Annotated in this window: 17 protein-coding genes; 13 read left to right on the top strand and 4 right to left on the bottom strand. The window is 69.4% G+C overall.

The window, feature by feature from the left end; translation table 11 throughout:
• Positions 1–38: 38 nt before the first annotated feature.
• A complete protein-coding gene (locus BLV96_RS19485) occupies positions 39–1001 on the bottom strand; it encodes a Gfo/Idh/MocA family protein (RefSeq protein WP_086677241.1) in 963 nt (320 codons plus the stop codon).
• An 89-nt stretch (positions 1002–1090) separates the two neighbouring features.
• Between BLV96_RS19485 and BLV96_RS19480 the strand changes: the two genes are divergently transcribed.
• Positions 1091–1471 (top strand): hypothetical protein, encoded by a 381-nt coding sequence (locus tag BLV96_RS19480; RefSeq protein ID WP_143050998.1) that lies wholly within the window; start codon positions 1091–1093, stop codon positions 1469–1471.
• A 12-nt stretch (positions 1472–1483) separates the two neighbouring features.
• Here BLV96_RS19480 and BLV96_RS19475 read toward each other — a convergent pair whose 3' ends face one another.
• Together BLV96_RS19475 and BLV96_RS19470 are read right to left on the bottom strand one after the other, a co-directional pair.
• Entirely contained in the window at positions 1484–2518 is a 1035-nt protein-coding gene (locus tag BLV96_RS19475) for a radical SAM protein (protein ID WP_143050997.1), read from the bottom strand.
• Between the two features lie 11 nt (positions 2519–2529).
• The gene (locus BLV96_RS19470; RefSeq protein ID WP_143050996.1) at positions 2530–3561 is read right to left on the bottom strand and encodes a hypothetical protein; all 1032 of its coding nucleotides are present in this window, start codon (positions 3559–3561) and stop codon (positions 2530–2532) included.
• 403 nt (positions 3562–3964) lie between these two features.
• Between BLV96_RS19470 and BLV96_RS19465 the strand changes: the two genes are divergently transcribed.
• Complete coding sequence (locus BLV96_RS19465) at positions 3965–4579, top strand: hypothetical protein (RefSeq protein WP_143050995.1); 615 nt, start codon at positions 3965–3967, stop codon at positions 4577–4579.
• A 38-nt stretch (positions 4580–4617) separates the two neighbouring features.
• A complete protein-coding gene (gene dusB / locus BLV96_RS19460) occupies positions 4618–5757 on the top strand; it encodes a tRNA dihydrouridine synthase DusB (RefSeq protein WP_086677236.1) in 1140 nt (379 codons plus the stop codon).
• Here dusB and BLV96_RS19455 read toward each other — a convergent pair.
• Positions 5678–6061, bottom strand: a complete 384-nt coding sequence (locus tag BLV96_RS19455) for a hypothetical protein (protein ID WP_208608269.1) — start codon at positions 6059–6061, stop codon at positions 5678–5680. The two genes, dusB and BLV96_RS19455, sit on opposite strands and share 80 nt — an antisense overlap.
• A gap of 92 nt (positions 6062–6153) precedes the next feature.
• On the opposite strand from BLV96_RS19455, the gene BLV96_RS19450 reads away from it, so the two are divergent.
• The 10 genes from BLV96_RS19450 (at position 6154) to BLV96_RS19405 (ending at position 16658) form a co-directional block, all read left to right on the top strand.
• Positions 6154–6792 carry a VC0807 family protein gene (locus tag BLV96_RS19450; RefSeq protein ID WP_086677234.1) on the top strand — a complete coding sequence of 213 codons (639 nt, stop codon included), beginning with the start codon at positions 6154–6156 and terminating at the stop codon, positions 6790–6792.
• A 33-nt stretch (positions 6793–6825) separates the two neighbouring features.
• Positions 6826–7518, top strand: coding sequence for a GntR family transcriptional regulator (locus BLV96_RS19445; RefSeq protein ID WP_167379656.1), 693 nt, complete (start codon positions 6826–6828; stop codon positions 7516–7518).
• Positions 7515–8510, top strand: coding sequence for an ADP-ribosylglycohydrolase family protein (locus BLV96_RS19440; RefSeq protein ID WP_086677232.1), 996 nt, complete (start codon positions 7515–7517; stop codon positions 8508–8510). Before BLV96_RS19445 ends, BLV96_RS19440 begins: the two co-directional genes overlap by 4 nt.
• Complete coding sequence (locus BLV96_RS19435) at positions 8507–9382, top strand: PfkB family carbohydrate kinase (RefSeq protein WP_086677231.1); 876 nt, start codon at positions 8507–8509, stop codon at positions 9380–9382. Before BLV96_RS19440 ends, BLV96_RS19435 begins: the two co-directional genes overlap by 4 nt.
• Complete coding sequence (locus BLV96_RS19430) at positions 9379–10818, top strand: purine-cytosine permease family protein (protein WP_086677230.1); 1440 nt, start codon at positions 9379–9381, stop codon at positions 10816–10818. Before BLV96_RS19435 ends, BLV96_RS19430 begins: the two co-directional genes overlap by 4 nt.
• On the top strand, positions 10815–11342 hold the full coding sequence (locus BLV96_RS19425; RefSeq protein WP_086677229.1) for a cysteine hydrolase family protein: 528 nt from the start codon (positions 10815–10817) through the stop codon (positions 11340–11342). The genes BLV96_RS19430 and BLV96_RS19425 overlap by 4 nt, the downstream gene beginning before the upstream one ends.
• 10 nt (positions 11343–11352) lie before the next feature.
• A complete protein-coding gene (locus BLV96_RS19420; RefSeq protein ID WP_086677228.1) occupies positions 11353–14340 on the top strand; it encodes an NACHT domain-containing protein in 2988 nt (995 codons plus the stop codon).
• Positions 14341–14385: 45 nt separating this feature from the next.
• Positions 14386–15219, top strand: coding sequence for an alpha/beta fold hydrolase (locus BLV96_RS19415; protein WP_086677227.1), 834 nt, complete (start codon positions 14386–14388; stop codon positions 15217–15219).
• Between the two features lie 86 nt (positions 15220–15305).
• Positions 15306–15869: an isopentenyl-diphosphate Delta-isomerase gene (gene idi, locus BLV96_RS19410; protein WP_086677226.1), complete on the top strand. Its 564-nt coding sequence runs from the start codon at positions 15306–15308 to the stop codon at positions 15867–15869.
• Between the two features lie 120 nt (positions 15870–15989).
• Positions 15990–16658: a GGDEF domain-containing protein gene (locus BLV96_RS19405; protein WP_086677225.1), complete on the top strand. Its 669-nt coding sequence runs from the start codon at positions 15990–15992 to the stop codon at positions 16656–16658.
• Positions 16659–17139 lie beyond the last annotated feature (481 nt).

Below are 17139 nucleotides of genomic sequence, written 5' to 3'. Positions count from 1 at the left end.
AGAGTCGCCCACAACGGCCCACCAGCGGATCCGTAGCACTACTCAACCGCGCTGAGTACCCGGTCCATGATCGTCATGATCGAAACGGTCTCGGCGAGCGGCATGAGCGGGCTCTCGGTCTCGCCGGCCGCCAGCCGCCGCGCGACTTCGTCGGCCTGATGCCGCAGGCCACGGCCCTCGTCGACGTACTCGTACCGGACCCGCTCGCCTTCGCGCGGGATGAGTGTGAAGGACGCGGGAGCGTAGAAGGGCCCGTCGACCTCGATGCGCGCGTCCGTGCCGACGATGACCGCGGTGGTCGGCGAAACGGCGCTCAACGTGCAGTTCAGCACGGCCTGTGCGCCGCCCGGGTAGCCGAACAGCATCGACATCTGCGCGTCGACGCCGGTGAAGGCGGGGGTCGCCATGGCAGCGACGCGGTCGGGCTCGCCGAGGACCATCGAGGCGAAGGAGACGGGGTAGATCCCCAGGTCGAGCAGGGCGCCACCGCCGAGTTCGGGCGCGAAGAGCCGGAACTCGGAGTCTTCGGCGAACCACTGCCCGTGGTCGGCGGAGACCGTGACGACGTCGCCGAGGCTCGGCAGCAGCTCGCGGATGTGCCGGACGTGCGGCAGGAAGCGCGTCCACATCGCTTCCATGAGGAACAGGTCGCGTTCCTTCGCCAGCGCGACGAGGTCTCGCGCCTCTTCGGCGTTCATGGTGAACGGCTTCTCGACGAGCACGGGCTTGCCGGCTTCGAGGGCGAGGCGCGCGTTGCCGTGGTGCATGGGGTGCGGCGTGGCGACGTAGACGACGTCTACGTCCGGGTCGTTCGCGAGGGCTTCGTAGCTGCCGTGGCGGGTCGGAACGCCCCGGGCGTCCGCGAACCGCTCGGCGCTCTCGGCCGTGCGCGAACCGACGGCCGCGACGACGCCGGAGTCCGTCAGCTTCAGGTCTTCCGCGAAGGCCCCGGCGATGCCGCCGGTCCCCATGATTCCCCAGCGCAGGGGCTTGTCGGTCATACGGCGAACCCTATGTCGGCAAAAGCACGGTGGGTGCCCGCCGCGCGGTCGGGCACGGTGGAGGTTCCCGAGTCGAGCGGAGGGTCGCCGTGCCCCGTCGCCGTGTGCCCGATCGCGCCACCCCCGTCGGAGCCGGCCGGGTCTTCCTGCCGGTGATGCTGGCCGTCTTCGGCCTGGGCACGCTGGTGCTCCTGGTCGCCGAGGTCAGGGTGCTGACGAGCGACCCCGACCCCTCGCCGTGGTTCGTGCTCTCGGTGTTCGCGACGGCGATCCAGCTGGCCGCGGTGGTCGCGCTGGGCTTCAAGCGGCGCTGGGGCGCGAAGGTGCTGGCAGCGGCGTTCGTGGCGAGCGTGCTGCTGGACTTCGCATCGGTGAGCGGGCTGACCACGGGAGCGGTCCTGATCAAGATCATCGCGGCCGGCGTCCTGGCCACGGCGGTCCTGGTCCGCTGGGACGACCTCGTCGCTTGACCGAGGTCACGGCTACGCGAAGATCGTGCGTTTGAACGACACAGAGAGAACTCTGGGCTGCTCGGCACTGCCGGCACGTTCCTTCGTCACCTCGGCGATGCTGAGCTGAGGGTCGCTCGACAAAAGGGCGAGTTCGCTGCTCGGCGACACGTTTTCGTGGAACTGACCGTCCACGATCCAGCCGATGTGGGCCTCGGTACCGAACGCCTCGGAAGAGATGTAGACACGGCCGTCGGGGTACAGCACGACTCGGTCGCCATCCGCGTAGTAACTGCCGGCCGCGTGCGGGTGGTACTCACCGGAGGCGAGCATTCTCCGGTATTCGGCATCGGTGACGAAAAGCGGCGGGTAGCGGATTCTCAACCCGCCGTGCGGATCGCTCAGACCTTCCAGCATCCGACGGGCTTCGAGCCACCGTTCGGCCGGAACGACGAGATCCGGGTTCTGAAGTGCGTTGCCCATGTTCGACATCAGATGCAGGTTGAGCAACCCCACCCCGAGCCGACGGCAAAGCTCGATCAGGTGACGCAGGTGGTCGACGTTGTGCCGCATCACGGTGTGCGTGACCTCGACTCGCCATCCCGCTTCGACCAGTTCGGCGATGTTCGCACACGTGCGTTCGAAGCGGCGACGACCGCGAACGGCATCATGAGTGGCGGCGTCGTGACCGTCCAGGCTGACCGCCACGAGCAGATCCTCCGGCCGGAACCGGCCCCGGTCGAGGTTGAAAAAGCCGGTCAGGTTGGTCGTCACCCGCAGTTCTTCGATCGTGAGCGCGACCAACCCGGTGAGGATCTCGTTGATCCGCTCGTGCAGCAACGGCTCCCCGCCGAGAACGGTCACCCGTCGCAGCCGAGGAAAACTCGCGGCGAACGCGACCACGTCCGCCGCGTCATAGCTCTCCTCGGCGTTCAGCAGGTCTGTTCCCACGTAGCAGTGGCGGCACCGCAGGTTGCATGCCGAGGTCACGTAGAGCACCAGATCGCGCGGATGCAGCCCGAGCCGGCACAGCGCCTGGGCAACATCGGCCGAGAGGGCTCTGCTCATGACCACGTCGCCTATCCGTTGGCCACCCGAGCATCTAAACCGACCGGGTCAGCCTGGGAAATCGTCCGGTCGATGTCCGCCAGGTAGTTCATGAAAGGATGGTACCCGCTCTCCAGCTTCCATTCCAGCACCAGCGCCTCATTTCGGAAGCTCGGCGTGTTGGGAATGGGAAGCAGAACAATCCGGTCATCGGAGATCACCGCATCATAGTTCGAGTGCACGACCGTGACGTAGACAAGCCTTTGGTCATCGATGGCCGTTTGCAGGCTCGCCTGCTGCCCGTCTCGACGCGCCGGATCGAAGACGAACCGATCGAAGAAGTGCTTCGTCTGAGCAACAACGACCGCGTCGCCCCTGGACACGATTTTCACCGTGCCGCCGCCGAGCAGAATTCGAGTTATCGCCTGCCCCAGTTCGTGCGACTGCTCACTGCTCTTCCCGAACCACGACTTGTTCGTCCCGCCGACCAGGTAGAACCTGCGCTTCGCAGTCAGGCAGAGGTCGTTCCAGAACCTCGGCACATCAGGCATGGCGAATTTTGTGGTGTAGCTGACCGGCGTGAAATCCGACTGTTCCAGCAGCGCTTCACCTGCGTTGCGGGTTTGACCCGAGTCAATGCCGCCGCGTGCGGGCTTGGCCTCAGCACCCCCTCGGACAAGTGCGCGGAATATCATGGTGAGATCCCGTTCGAGCGGTTCCTTCCGGTAACTGCTCTCCCAAGTCCAGTTCGGATCGCGCAATCTGGCGACCTCGACCCGCCTGTCTCGAGCGGGGACACCTGCCCAATTGTCCAATGCAAACAGCATCTCTGCGGCCGTACGATCGTTCTTGACCAGTTGCCCGGTGACCACGCCCTCGAAAAGCTCGATGAAGCAACGCGCCTTGGCATTCGGTGTCGAATCCGTTCCGGCCAGCAGATGCACGACCGGAAGGTCGATCAGCGGCGAATTCTCCAGGTCCGCCGCGTACAGTCCGGGACCGATCAGCGCCCTCAGAGCCGCGACATAGCTCTTGTCGTCCGGGGACTGCATTGCCGGGTTCATGGTTCGACGCGCACCTTCACTGATCGACAACTCGACAGTCCTCGACGTTTCTCCGACGGATCCGGACGCGATCCGGCGGCCGGGCCGGAACTCGGCGGATCCGGACGGATCTCGACGTTCACTCGTGACCGCCACGGCACCAGACTGGGCAGGTCCCGATCCGAGATGGAGTGATCGCCATGCCGCCCCCTTCGCCGCCCGACGCCGGGAATGCGTTCATCGACTACGCCGGCACTCCCGGCAGAAGTACCTCGAGGTTGTGGCCGGATGCTACACCGGCGTGTCACGCGACGCGGGCGAGCTTTGCCTTCCGCACACGATTCGGTGGCCAGTCGTGATGAACCTTCGAGGAACGAATTCACGTTCGACGCCGGCACCGCGGCAACGGCGCTCTCCGGGGCCGATGCACCACTCGATCCTGGTAGTGGACATGGCGGGCTACGGCGAGCTGAACAATCGCGGTCAACTCCAGGCCCGAGCGATCCTGAACAAATCGATGAACGCCGCCATCCGGACGATCGGACTGACCCAAGCGAGCCTGGCCATTCACCACCGCGGTGACGGCATGCTCATGGTGGTCCCGCCGACCATCTCGAAGGCGGACCTGCTCGACCTGCTGCTTCCACGACTCGCCCGGACGATCCACGCGGCGAATGCCGATCCCGCCGGCAACCGGGTTCGTCTCCGCGTCGCCGTCCACGCGGGTGAGCTGATCCAGGACGCCACGGGCTGGTTCGGCACCGATCTCAACTTGGCTTGCCGGCTGGTGGACGCGGAAGCCGCCTATGCGCGGCTGCGGGCGTCAACCGAGTCGGACGTCGTCCTCATCGTGTCGGACGTGATCTACCAAGGCGTGATCCGCCACGGCTACTACGGCCTCGATCCCGCCGACTACCAGCGGGTCCGGGTACGCGCTAAGGAGGTCGACGCGACCGCATGGCTGCGGACGTGGCCGACCGACAACGCGCCGGTGCCGGCGTCGCCACCACTGAACGAGAGGGTCGGCAAGCCCCTCTGACGTGGCCCAGTCGCCAGTGATCGACACCACAGGCGACAATGGAGGACGTGACCGCCACCCTGAGCAAACCCGCCCTGAGGATCGGCCCCTACCAGGTCGATCCCCCGGTGGTGCTCGCTCCGATGGCCGGCATCACCAACGTCGCCTTCCGGCAGCTGTGCGCCGAGTACGGCGCCGGCATCTATGTGTGCGAGATGATCACCGCGCGGGCCGTCGTCGAACGGCACCCCGGGACCATGCACATGATGACCTTCGGGGCGGACGAAAAGCCCCGGTCCATGCAGCTCTACGGCGTCGACCCCAAGACCATGGCCGAAGCGGTCCGGATCATCGTCGGCGAGGGCCTCGCCGACCACGTCGACTCCAACTTCGGCTGCCCGGTAGCGAAGGTGACGCGCAAGGGCGGCGGGGCGGCGCTGCCGTTCAAGCGGAAGCTGTTCGAGGCGATCGTGCGGGAGTCCGTCCGCGCGGCCGGTGACGTCCCGTTCACGGTCAAGTTCCGCATCGGCATCGACGACGACCACCACACGTTCCTCGACGCCGGCCGCATCGCCGAAGCCGAGGGCGCGGCGGCGGTCAGCCTCCACTCGCGCACGGCCGCGCAGCGCTACTCCGGCCAGGCCGACTGGACGAAGATCGCGGCGCTGAAGGAAGCCGTCACGAGCATCCCGGTGCTGGGCAACGGCGACATCTTCTCCGCTGCCGACGCCCTGCGCATGGTCGAGGAGACGGGCTGCGACGGCGTCGTCGTCGGCCGCGGCTGCCTCGGCCGGCCGTGGCTGTTCGGCGAGCTGGAAGCGGCCTTCGCCGGGCGCCCGTTGCCGACCCCGCCGAACCTCGGCGAAGTCGCACGCGTGCTGCGCCGCCACGCCGAGCTCTTGATCCAGCACGACGGCGAGGCCAAGGCCCTGCGCGACCTGCGCAAGCACATGGCCTGGTACTTCATGAACTTCCCGGTCGGGTCCGAGCTGCGCCGCGGCTTCGCGATGGTGTCCGGCCTGTCGGAGCTCGACGACCTCATCGGCCGCCTCGACCACGAGGCCCCATTCCCGGACAACGCCGACGGCCCCCGAGGACGCCAGGGGTCACCGGGCAAGGTCACGCTGCCACACGGCTGGCTGGACGACCCGGACGACGACTGCGTCCCCGAGGCGGAAGACATGCACTCAGGCGGCTGAGGCTCACCCCGAAGAGCAGCACCCCGAGCGGCACGTGCACGGCTTTGACGTGCGCGATGCCGAGGAAGACCTGCGCCAGCACGAGCGCGAGGAACCCCAGGGCGAACCAGATCTCCCGTGGCGAGCCACCGCCCGGCTTCCAAGCCAGGAGAGCCGCGATCACCTGCACGACCGCCACGCCGAACACGGTGTACGCCGCGGCGCTGTGCAGAGGGTGCCCGGCCTTGTAGGTGAGCAACAGGCCGGCGGTGACGGCGGAGAGGAAGACGGCGAGGGTCTGCAAACCGCGCAAGAAGGTTCCCATGCGGACCCGACGACGCAGCCGTGACATCTGTCAGGCCGAAGTCGTGGCGGACGGCATCCGTTCCGCACCCCCTGCCGCGACAAGCTTTTCCCATGACGAACAACGGATCCCCGCTCAAGTCCCTCGCCATCGACATCGCCGTCCCGATCGGTGTCTACTACGGGCTCCACGCCCTCGGCGTCAGCGTCTTCCTGAGCCTCGCCCTCAGCGGCGTCGTCCCGCTCGCGCGGACGCTCCAGCAGTTCGCCAAGCACCGCACCCTCAACGGCCTCGCGCTGGTCGTCCTCGTCACGAACGTCGTCGGCATGCTGCTGACCTTCGTCTCCGGCGATGCCCGGATGATGATCGCCAAGGACTCGCTCGGCAGCGGCATCACCGGGCTCGTCATCCTCGCCTCCGCCTTCACCGCGACGCCGATCATGACCAAGACGATCCAGCCGTTCCTCACCCGCGGCAAGGCCGAGAACGAAGCCGCCTGGGACCGTCTCGCCGGCACGCCGAAGTTCGAGGCGCTCATGCGCCGCACCTGTGTCATCTGGGGGATCGGGTTCGTGCTCGAGTCCGCCGCCCGGGTGATCGGCGCCTTCACGCTGCCCATCGAAACCATGGTGTGGCTGAGCACCGTCATCTTCGTGGGCACCTTCGCGGTCATCATGGTCATCGGCGGGAAGACCGCCGAGCAGGCCGGCAAGATGATCGAGGCCGACGTGAAGCACCTGGTCGCCGCTTGACCTGCGACAACCCGGGGGTGTACAGGTGTGTACATGTACAGCAAGCGGCAGCGGCTCGTCGGTGACCTCTCCGACCTGATCCGCTCGGGCCGGCTCGCCCACGGCGAACGGCTCCCCGGCGAGAACCAGCTCGCCCTGCAGTACCAGGTCAGCCGCGGCACCGTCCGCAGCGCCCTCTCCGAGCTCCAGCAGCTCGAGCTCATCTCCACCCAGGCCGGCGTCGGCTCGTTCGTCACCTTCGACGGCGTCCAGCTCGACCAGCGGATCGGCTGGGCCCGCGCCCTCGCCGACGCCGGTGCGCCCGTCACCACCGAACTCCTCGGCATCGAGGCCGTCGAAGACCAAGCCCTCGAAGAAGAATTCGGCGAGACGGCCTACGTCGCCGTCCGGCGGCTGCGGCGGGAGCGCGACCGGGGCGTCTCGCTCGAAACCGCCACCGTCCCCGCCACTGGCCTGCTCGCGGACCTCCCCGAAACCGGCCTCCGCGACGGCTCCCTCACCAAGACCCTCGAAGCCGCCGGGCGGATCTCCGTCGGCGGCGACCAGTGGATCAGCACCGAACGCCTCGACGCCTGCGCCGCCGGGCTCCTCGGCCGCAGCATCGGCGAGCTCTTCCTCCGCGCCGAGCGGACCTCGGTCGACGTCGAAGGCCGGCTCGTCGAACGCGTCGTCAGCCTGCTGGACCCCGACCGCTTCCAGTTCCACCTCACCTTCGGACACCGGTGAACGTGCGGGACCGGGCGCTCGGCGCGTTCACCGGCCTGGCCGTCGGCGACGCGCTCGGCATGCCGACGCAGTCCATGTCCCGCGCCGCAATCGCCGCCGCCTACGGGCCCGTCACCGGCCTGCTGACCGCCGTCGCCGAACAGCCGGTCGCGCCGTCCATGCCCGCCGGCTCGGTCACCGACGACACCGAACAAGCCGTCCTGCTGGCCCGACTGCTCATCGACGGCCGCGGCACCGTCGAGCCGCACGTCTTCGCCGACGCCCTGCTCATCTGGGAAGCGGACATGGTCCGCCGCGGCTCCGCCGACCTGCTCGGCCCGTCGACGAAACGCGCGCTTTCCCGGCTGCAGGACGGTGTCCCGGCCGACGAAGCCGGCCGCACGGGCACGACCAACGGCGCCGCCATGCGCGTCACACCGGTCGGCATCGCCACGCCTTCCGAGGACCTGCACCGGCTGGTCGACGCCGTCGTCGCGACCGCGCGCGTCACGCACAACACCAGTCTCGGCATCGCGGCCGCCGCCGCGGTCGCGGCCGCCGTGTCCGCCGGGGTCGACGGCGCGAGCCTGCCCGAAGCGCTCGACGCGGGTGAGCGCGCCGCCGTTGTCGGCGGGGAGCGCGGCCACTGGGCGCCCGGCGGGGAGATCGCCGCGCGGATCCGCTGGGCCCGCGGCTGGGTGCGGGGCATGGCGCCGGACGCCGTCGCCGACGCGGTCGCCCGGGTCATCGGCACGTCCGTCGCGTCGCAGGAGTCCGTCGTGGCCGCGTTCGCGCTGGCCGAGGCCATGGGCGACGACCCGCCCGCGGCCTTGCGGCTGGCCGCCGGACTGGGCGGCGACACCGACACGGTCGCCGCGATCTGCGGGGCGATGCTCGGCGCCGCGCACGGCGTCGGCGTCTTCCGCCCCGACGTCGTCGAGACGGTCCTGGCCGTCAACCGCCTCGAATTCCGCCCGCTGGTCGACGAGCTCCTCAAGCTGCGCCGCCGATGACCGGGCGGCTGGTGCACACCGGGCAGGTCGTCCTCGACCTCGTCATGGCGGTGCCGGCCTTGCCTCCGCCGGGTGGCGACGTCATGGCGTCGTCGACGAACCTGTTGCCCGGCGGCGGTTTCAACGTCATGGCCGCGGCCGCGCGTTCGGGTGCGCCCGTGCTCTACGCGGGTAGCCACGGCACCGGCGCCTTCGGTGATCTCGTACGTGCCGCTCTGACGTCCGAGGGCATCGAACTGGCCCACGAACCGACGCCGGAGCTGGACACCGGTGTCGTCGTCGCGCTGGTCGACGCGAGCGGCGAACGCACCTTCGCGACCGGCACCGGCGCGGAAGGACGGCTGACGCCCGCGGCGCTCGCCAACATCCTCCCAACGAGTGACGACGTCGTGTACGTATCCGGCTACAGTTGGTTGCATAGGAGCAATCGCAGGGCTCTCGCCGAGTGGCTTCCCCACACTTCCGGCTCGAGAACCCTTTTCGATCCCGGCCCGCTGGCCGGTGACCTCACCCCCGGAGACCTTCACGACTTACTGTCCTTTGTAGACATATTGAGCTGCAACGCGCGCGAAGCCGAGGTGCTCGGCGAGCTGCCGGAGGTGGCCATCGTCCGCGACGGCGCGAAGGGCTGCCGCGTCCACGAGCACGGCCGCGTCACCGACGTGCCGGGCTTCCCCGTGGACGCGGTGGACACCAACGGCGCCGGCGACACGCACTGCGGCGTACTGGCCGCGGAGCTGCTGCGCGGCAGTACCCTCCTCGACGCCGCCGTGCGCGCCAACGCGGCGGCAGCGCTTTCGGTGACCCGCCGCGGCCCGGCGACGGCACCGCGCCGGGCGGAGATCGACGAGCTGGTGGAGGCCACGAGATGAGCGGTTCCGAAACCCGCGGGCTGAAGGTGGAGACCAACGGCCTCGACGTGATCGACGACGCCGAGCGCCGGGGCCGTCCGCGCCAGCTGTTCTGGCCCTGGTTCGGCGCGAACGTGTCGGTGCTGGGGCTGAGCTACGGCTCGTTCACGCTCGGCTTCGGCATCTCGTTCTGGCAGGCGCTGGTCGCCGGCGTCGTCGGCATCCTGTTCTCGTTCCTGCTGTGCGGGTTCATCGCGATCGCCGGCAAGCGCGGCTCGGCGCCGACGATGCTGCTCTCGCGCGCGGCGTTCGGCGTCCGCGGCAACCGGCTGCCGTCGGCGATCTCGTGGCTGCTGACGGTCGGCTGGGAAACCGTGCTGACGGCGTTGGCGACGCTGGCGACGTCGACGGTCTTCGAGCGCCTCGGCTGGGGCGGCGGGACCGCGACGAAGGTGATCGCGCTGGTCGTGGTCGCCGCGCTGACGGTCGCCGCCGGCGTGCTCGGCTTCGACGCGATCATGAAGCTGCAGACGTGGATCACCTGGATCACGGGTGTGCTCACGGTGGTCTACGTGGTCCTCGTGGCCGGTGACGTGCACTGGGACGCCGTCAGCGCGCTGCCGTCCGGCTCGGCGCAGCAGTGGGTCGGCGCGCTGGTGTTCCTGATGACCGGCTTCGGCCTCGGCTGGGTCAACGCGGCCGCGGACTACTCGCGCTACCTGCCGCGGTCGTCGTCGGGCCGGGGCGTGGTCGGCTGGACGACGTTCGGCGCGTCGGCGGCCCCGCTGGTGCTGCTGGTGTTCGGGCTGCTGCTGGCCGGCTCGTCGCCGGACCTGAACAAGGCCGTCGCGGCCGACCCGATCGGCGCGTTGACGACGTTGCTGCCGCTGTGGTTCCTGGTGCCGTTCGCGATCGTCGCGGTGCTCGGCCTGGTCGGCGGCGCGGTGCTGGACATCTATTCGTCGGGGCTGGCGCTGCTCTCGGCGGGGTTGCGCGTGCCGCGCCCGGTGGCGGCGTTCGTCGACGGCGTGATCATGGTGGCGGGCACGGTCTACATCGTCTTCTTCGGCGGCGAATTCCTCGGCCAGTTCCAGGGTTTCCTGGTGACGCTGGGCGTCCCGGTCGCGGCGTGGTGCGGCGTGATGCTCGCCGACGTCCTGCTGCGCCGGCGCGACTACGCCGAGCGCGACCTCTTCGAACCGGCCGGCCGCTACGGCGACGTCCGGCTCGGGCCGATCGCGCTGGTGCTGGTGGCGACGGCGCTGGGCTGGGGCCTGGTGACGAACTCGGCCGCGGACTGGCTGAAGTGGCAGGGCTACCTCCTGGAACCGTTCGGCCTGGGCGGCCGCGACGGCTCGTGGGCGTACGCGAACCTCGGCGTGCTGGTGGCGCTGGCGCTCGGTTTCGTGGTGACTTTGTCGACGCGGCAACGCATCCGCGCGCAGGAGGCGGCGTGAGATCGGTCCTGGCGGTCATCGACCTGCAGAACGTCTTCGCCACCCCGGCGAGCGAATGGTTCACCCCGCGCTTCGCCGAGATACTCCCGCGGATCCACCGCCTGGTGACGGCCTTCGGCAACGACGTCGTGTTCACGAGGTTCATCGCGCCGGCGCGCCCGGAAGGGGCGTGGAAGCAGTACTACGAGCAGTGGCCGTTCGCGCTGCGCCCCCCGGACGACCCGCTCTACCAAGTGATCCCCGAGTTCCAGCCACAGTCCACAGTGGACGCGACAACATTCGGCAAGTGGACGGCCCGCATGGCCACCCGAGTAGGCGGCGCGCGCCTGGTGCTGGCGGGAGTGTCGACGGACTGCTGCGTGCTGTCGACGGCGTTGGCGGCAGCGGACGCGGGAGTGTCGGTAACGGTGGTGTCCGACGCGTGCGCGGGAGTGGACGACGAGAGCCACGCGAAGGCCCTGGACATCATGCGGCTGTACGGCCCGCTGGTGAAAGTGGTCACCACGGAGGAAGTGCTGGGCTAACGTTGGCTCGGTGAGTCTCGAAGCCTCGGCGATCGCGTTGACGACAGCGGTGGTGAAGGCCGCCGCAAAGATCTGGCTCGGCGACCGCCCGATCGCGGCCGACGCTTCAGCCAAGGCGCTCGACCTGCTCGAGAAGCAGCTGACGGGCTTGAACGACCGCCGCAAGCTCCAGCTGCTGTTCACCAACCTGGAATCCCGGGTCGCCGACCGGCTGCTGCCGTTCATCGACGTCGAGTTCCGCTCGTTGCCGGAGAACGAACGGGCGGCCGCGGTGAACGCGGTCCGCGAGACGTTCGACCGCGCCGCCCTGACCGACGACGACCTGTTCGCGACCGACCTGGACGCGACGTTCCTCTACCGCTACCTGCTCCGCACCGTCCCCGGCGTCACCAACCTCCTACCGGCCAACGGAACCGAGCTCTACCAGCGCGTTCTCCGCGAGTGCTGCGCCTACGTGGTGCAGGTGACCAGCACCCTGCCCCGCTTCCAGCCCGGCGCGCTCGTCGAGGTCCTGCGCCGGGAGACCGAAATCCTCGAGACGGTCCGGAACGTCTTGGCCGCGTTGCCCGAACGCCGTCACCCGGACGACTTCGCCGCGGACTTCCGCCGCCAGGTCGTGACCACGCTGGACCGGATGGCCCTGTTCGGCGCGGGCCTGACCGAGGCGACCCGGCTGTACCCGCTGTCTGTCGCCTACCTCAGCCTCACCGTCAGCACCGACCAGGACGACGTCCCGGGAGACCGGATCGAGCACGTCCTCCCGCGGACCCGGCGGATCCTGCTCCGAGGCGAAGCGGGCTCGGGCAAGACGACCATGCTGCAGTGGCTGGCCGTCCAGTGCGCGAACCGGGAGCTGCGGGCCGTCGACGGCTGGGACGACCTCACGCCGTTCCTGGTGCGGTTGCGCCAGTTCAGCTGGTCTTCGTTGCCGGCGCCGGAGCGGTTCCTCGACGACGTCGGCCGGCACATCGCCGACGAGATGCCCAAGGGCTGGGTGCACCGGCGGCTGCGTCAGGGCCGGGCCGTCGTGCTCGTGGACGGGATCGACGAACTGCCCGAGGAGCGTCGCCCGGAGGTGCGGGAATGGCTCGGCGAACTGATCGAGACGTTCCCGCGCGCCCGGTACGTCGTCACGACCCGGCCGGCCGCGGTGGGCCCGGGCTGGCTCTCCGCCGAGGACTTCACCGAGGTGCGGCTGCAGCCGATGACCCCGCGCGACGTCCGGACGTTCGTCACCCGCTGGCACACGGCGATGGGCGAGGATCTGGACGAGCGCCGCGACGCACTGGTGACGGCCATCGGCGCGCGAAGTGCCCTGCGGCGGCTGGCCGAGAACCCGTTGCTGTGCGCGCTGTTGTGCGCGTTGCACCACGAAGGCAACGGGCGGCTACCGGACAACCGGATGGAACTGTACGACGTCGCGCTGCGGATGCTGCTCGACAGCCGTGACCTCGAACGGCGGATCGAATCCGACGTCCGGCTGTCGCTCACCGAAAAGCTCGTGCTGCTGCGGCACCTGGCGTACTGGCTGGTCCGCAACGGGCACGCGGACATCTCCGCCGAAGACGCGGAAACCCGAATCGCCGCGAAGCTGGCGTCGATGGGCCAGATCGACGCGGGCCCGCACAAGGTGTTCCGGCACCTGCTCGATCGTGGCGGCGTGCTGCGGGAGCCGGTGCCGGGGAGGATCGACTTCGTCCACCGGACCTTCGGCGAGTACCTCGCCGCCAAGGCGGCGGTCGAAGAAGACGACATCGGCGTCCTGGTCGCGAACGCCGACCGGGACGAATGGCGCGAGGTCGTCGTCATGGCGGCCGGTCACGCGTACCCGGCGCAGCGGGAAAAGCTGATTCAGGGCATCCTCGACCGCCGGATCACCCATCTCGGCCTGGTGGCGTTGGCGTGCCTGGAAACTTCGCCCGAGCTGCCCGACCGGTTGCGCGCGGAGATCCACCGACGGACCGCGACCTTGATCCCGCCCAAGAACAAGACCAGCGCCGAAATCCTCGGGAAAGCGGGCGAGTTCGTGCTCGACCTCCTCGCCGAATGCGACCCCACGGAGCCCGAGACCGCCGCGGCGACCGTCCGCGCGATCGGGCTGATCGGCGGCCAGGGCGCACTGGAGCTGCTGACCCGCTACGGCGGACGGTCGAATCCCGCCGTGGTGAAGGAACTGGTTTCGGCCCGGGATCGGTTCGACCCGGCCGAGTACGCCGAGAGCGTGCTGGCCGATGCCGTGCTGCCGGACGGCTACCTGCGCGTGACGGACCCCGCGCTGCTCGAAGGCCTGGAACACCTGCGGTACCTGGAAAAGCTCGACTGCTGGTTCGAGTCCGGCCACGGAGACCTCGGCTTCGTCCGGAAGCTGCCCCGGCTCCGGAGCCTGGGCATCGGCGACCTCGCCGGCTTCGACCTGCGTTCGCTGGCCGGAACCGCACTGGACCGCATCACCTTGATGGGGAACCCGCTGCCGCGGTCCGTCGACATCGGCCCGCTCGCGGACATCCCGGGCCTGACCACCTTCATCTCCGACGTCGAGACCCACGGGTGGTCACGGTTCGCGCGGCTCCGGCACCTGGAACACCTGCAGCTGAGCTGGGTCGAGGACCCCCGGCCACTGGCCGAGCTGACTCCGCTGGGCTACCTGCCTTCGCTGGCCCTGTACCAAGTCGACCACCTCACGGACCTGACTTCGGTGTCCTTCCTGGCCGCACCGCGAACGCTGAGCTTCGACTCCTGCGCAGAGCTTCGGGACATCTCGGCTCTCACGCGGTGGGCCGCGAGCCTGACCGACATCCGGCTGCGAAGCTGTCCTCCGGTGGACCTGGGGCCGCTCGGCGCGCTGTCCGAGTTGCGCACGCTGCAACTCGTCGACGTCCCCGAAGTCGACCTCACGCCGCTCGCCGGCAAACCCGGTCTCACGGTCCGCGTGACCGACGACACCCGGCTGGCCGGCGCGGACCTCCTGGGTCCGGGCAGCACGGTCGAACGACGCTGACGGCCTGACACCGGACGTTCAACCGCGCGAAGTAGATTCGGCCTCGTGATCGACCACATCAGCATCCCCACCGAGGCCGGTTCCTTCGACGCCATCGCCGCCGGGCCTGAGGACGGGCGGCCCGTGTTGCTGCTGCACGGCTTCCCCGAGGCCGCCGTCGAGTGGGAGCACCAGGTTGCCACGCTCGGGGTGCTCGGCTACCGGGCCGTCGCGCCCGATCAGCGGGGCTACTCGCCCGATGTGCGGCCCGAGGCGGCCACCGACTACTCCATCGACCACCTCGTCGGGGACGTCGTCACGATCACCGAACAGCTCGGCTGGAAGCAGTTCGACCTCGTCGGGCACGACTGGGGCGGCGCCGTCGCCTGGTGGACCGCCGACGCGCACCCCGAACGGCTGCGCAGCCTCACCGTCGTCTCCACGCCGCACCCGGCCGCGCTCGCCAACGCCATGAAGACCGACGAGGACCAGCACCTGCGGACGCGATACATGACCGAGTGGCGCCAGACCCGCGTCACCGAGCGGCGGATGCTGGAGAACGACGGCCGCGCGCTGCGGGAGATGTTCGAGCGGCGGCTGCCGCCGTCGAAGGTCGACGACTACGTGCAGCGGCTGTCCGAGCCGGGCGCGCTCACCGCGGCCCTCAACTGGTACCGCGCCGGCCGGCCCGGTGGGAAGATCGGCAAGATCTCCGTGCCGACGCTGTACGTCTGGAGCACCGAGGACGTCTCGTTCGGCTCGGTCGCCGCGCTCGACACCGCGAACTGGGTCACCGGGCCCTACCGCTTCGAAATGCTCGAAGACGTCACGCACTGGGCGCCCGAGGAGGCACCCGAGGCCGTCACGACGCTCATCGTCGAGCACCTCGACGCGCGGTAACCGTCCGTCACCCGGCCGGGCGGACCACCGGTAACCCACCCGCATCGCGGTACGAGGACCGCCCGGCGGTCGTGTTCACTGGGGCTGTGGACATCGCGACCGAACCCGAGACCGAGCAGGTCGTCTTCGTCACCGAAGACGGCGTGCCCACCGGCGAAACCGGCCCGAAGCTGGCCAGCCACCACGAACACACCCGGTTGCACCTGGCCTTCTCCTGCTACGTCCTGCGACGCAGCGACAACGCCCTGCTGATCACCCAGCGCGCGCTGCACAAGAAGGTCTGGCCGGGGGTCTGGACCAACAGCGTGTGCGGCCACCCGGCACCGGGCGAGTCCCTCGAAGACGCCGTCCGCCGGCGCGCGGGCTACGAAATCGGGCTGCCGTCGCTGTCCGGCCTGCACTGCGTGCTGCCGAAGTACCGGTACCGCACGCCGCCGTTCCAGGGGATCGTCGAGAACGAGTTCTGCCCGGTCTTCGCCGCCTGGGCCGACGCCGACCCCGAGCCGAACCCGGCCGAGGTCGGCGAGTGGCGCTGGGTTCCGTGGCGCGACTACCAAGAGCTACTGAACGACGAGACGGCTAATGTGAGTTACTGGGCCAAGGACCAGTTCGCGCAGCTCAAGGGGATCGAGCCGTTTTCCGGACTCTGACGTCGTGACTTCGGAGCGTCACCGCCGTAGTCCCGTTTGAGCGAAATTCACCTTCGTCCGCACACACACCTCAAGCGCGGCCTCCGCTACGACGACAACCAATGCGTGGTGGAGGTGGGCATGGTCGCCGGGGACGAAGGCGTGCTGCGCCGAAGCCCGCAGGCGCCGGACCTGCTGCGCCTCCACGAGGCCGTCGCGACGCTCTTCGCCACCCAAGGCGACTGGCGGCGCGCCTACCAGCACCTCCGCTCCGCGCTGGACATCGCGCGCGACGGCAGCCTGCGCGACGCGCTGACGTCGAGCTACAACCGCCGCTACCTCGACGAGCGCCTGTACGGACCGTTCGCCGATCGGCAGCCCGGCCCGCTGGCCATCGCGCTCGTCGATCTGGACCGCTTCAAGCGCGTGAACGACACGTACGGTCACCTCGTCGGCGACCGCGTCCTCCGCCGGGTGGCCGACCTGCTCCAGGAGGAGCTGCCGCCGGAGGGCTTCTGCGCCCGCTACGGCGGCGAGGAGTTCGTGCTGTGGCTGCCGGGTGTCGACGCCGGGCACGCGGTCCGGATCGTCGAGGCCGCCCGCGTGCGCGTCGCCCGTCACCCCTGGTCAGAACTGCAGCCGGGACTGCGCGTGACGATCAGCGCCGGCCTCGCCCACGAGGGCCCGGCGGTGCCCGAGCGCCAGCTGCGCAGCGCCGACGACCTGCTTTACGCCGCGAAACGGGCCGGACGGAACAAAGTCGCCTATCAGGACGCGCAAAGCACGCGGTTAATAACCCACTCTGAGTAACGCAAACTTCTTGTTACCCCGGAAAGGTGCGGGCACCCCTCACCCGTTTGTCGACGGCCAGCGGCCGTTCGTCGACTCAAGGTGAAGAAAATTCCGGGAGGGTGTCGTCACGAACGGGGGGTATCCGTACGATAACGAAAACCTCCGGGGGAACGATCACCTCTCGCGGGGGAAGACGGCCAAGTCATGACCCCGCCATCGATCGCGCGAAAGGAGACCGAGTGCCGGACGAGCACGACAGCCCGGGAACCGGTCGCCGTTCGGACGGTCCCGCGCGGCCCCGCACCGGCAGACGCCGGTCGATGGAGGACCAGGGCGGGATCAGCGTCTCGGACGTCGTCGCCAAGTCCACCGGAGTCCGGCCGCTCCCGGCGCGCGAGGAGCAGCCGGGCCGCCGAGCCCGGGCGGCCGAGCAGCCTGCGAGGCCATCGGACCCCGGCATAGACCCAGTACCCACGGACGCGACACGTCAATCGCGCCC

The sequence above is a fragment of the Amycolatopsis pretoriensis genome, assembly GCF_900107925.1.
GTDB classification, from domain to species: domain Bacteria; phylum Actinomycetota; class Actinomycetes; order Mycobacteriales; family Pseudonocardiaceae; genus Amycolatopsis; species Amycolatopsis pretoriensis.
This window is presented reverse-complemented; position numbering and strand designations above follow the sequence as displayed.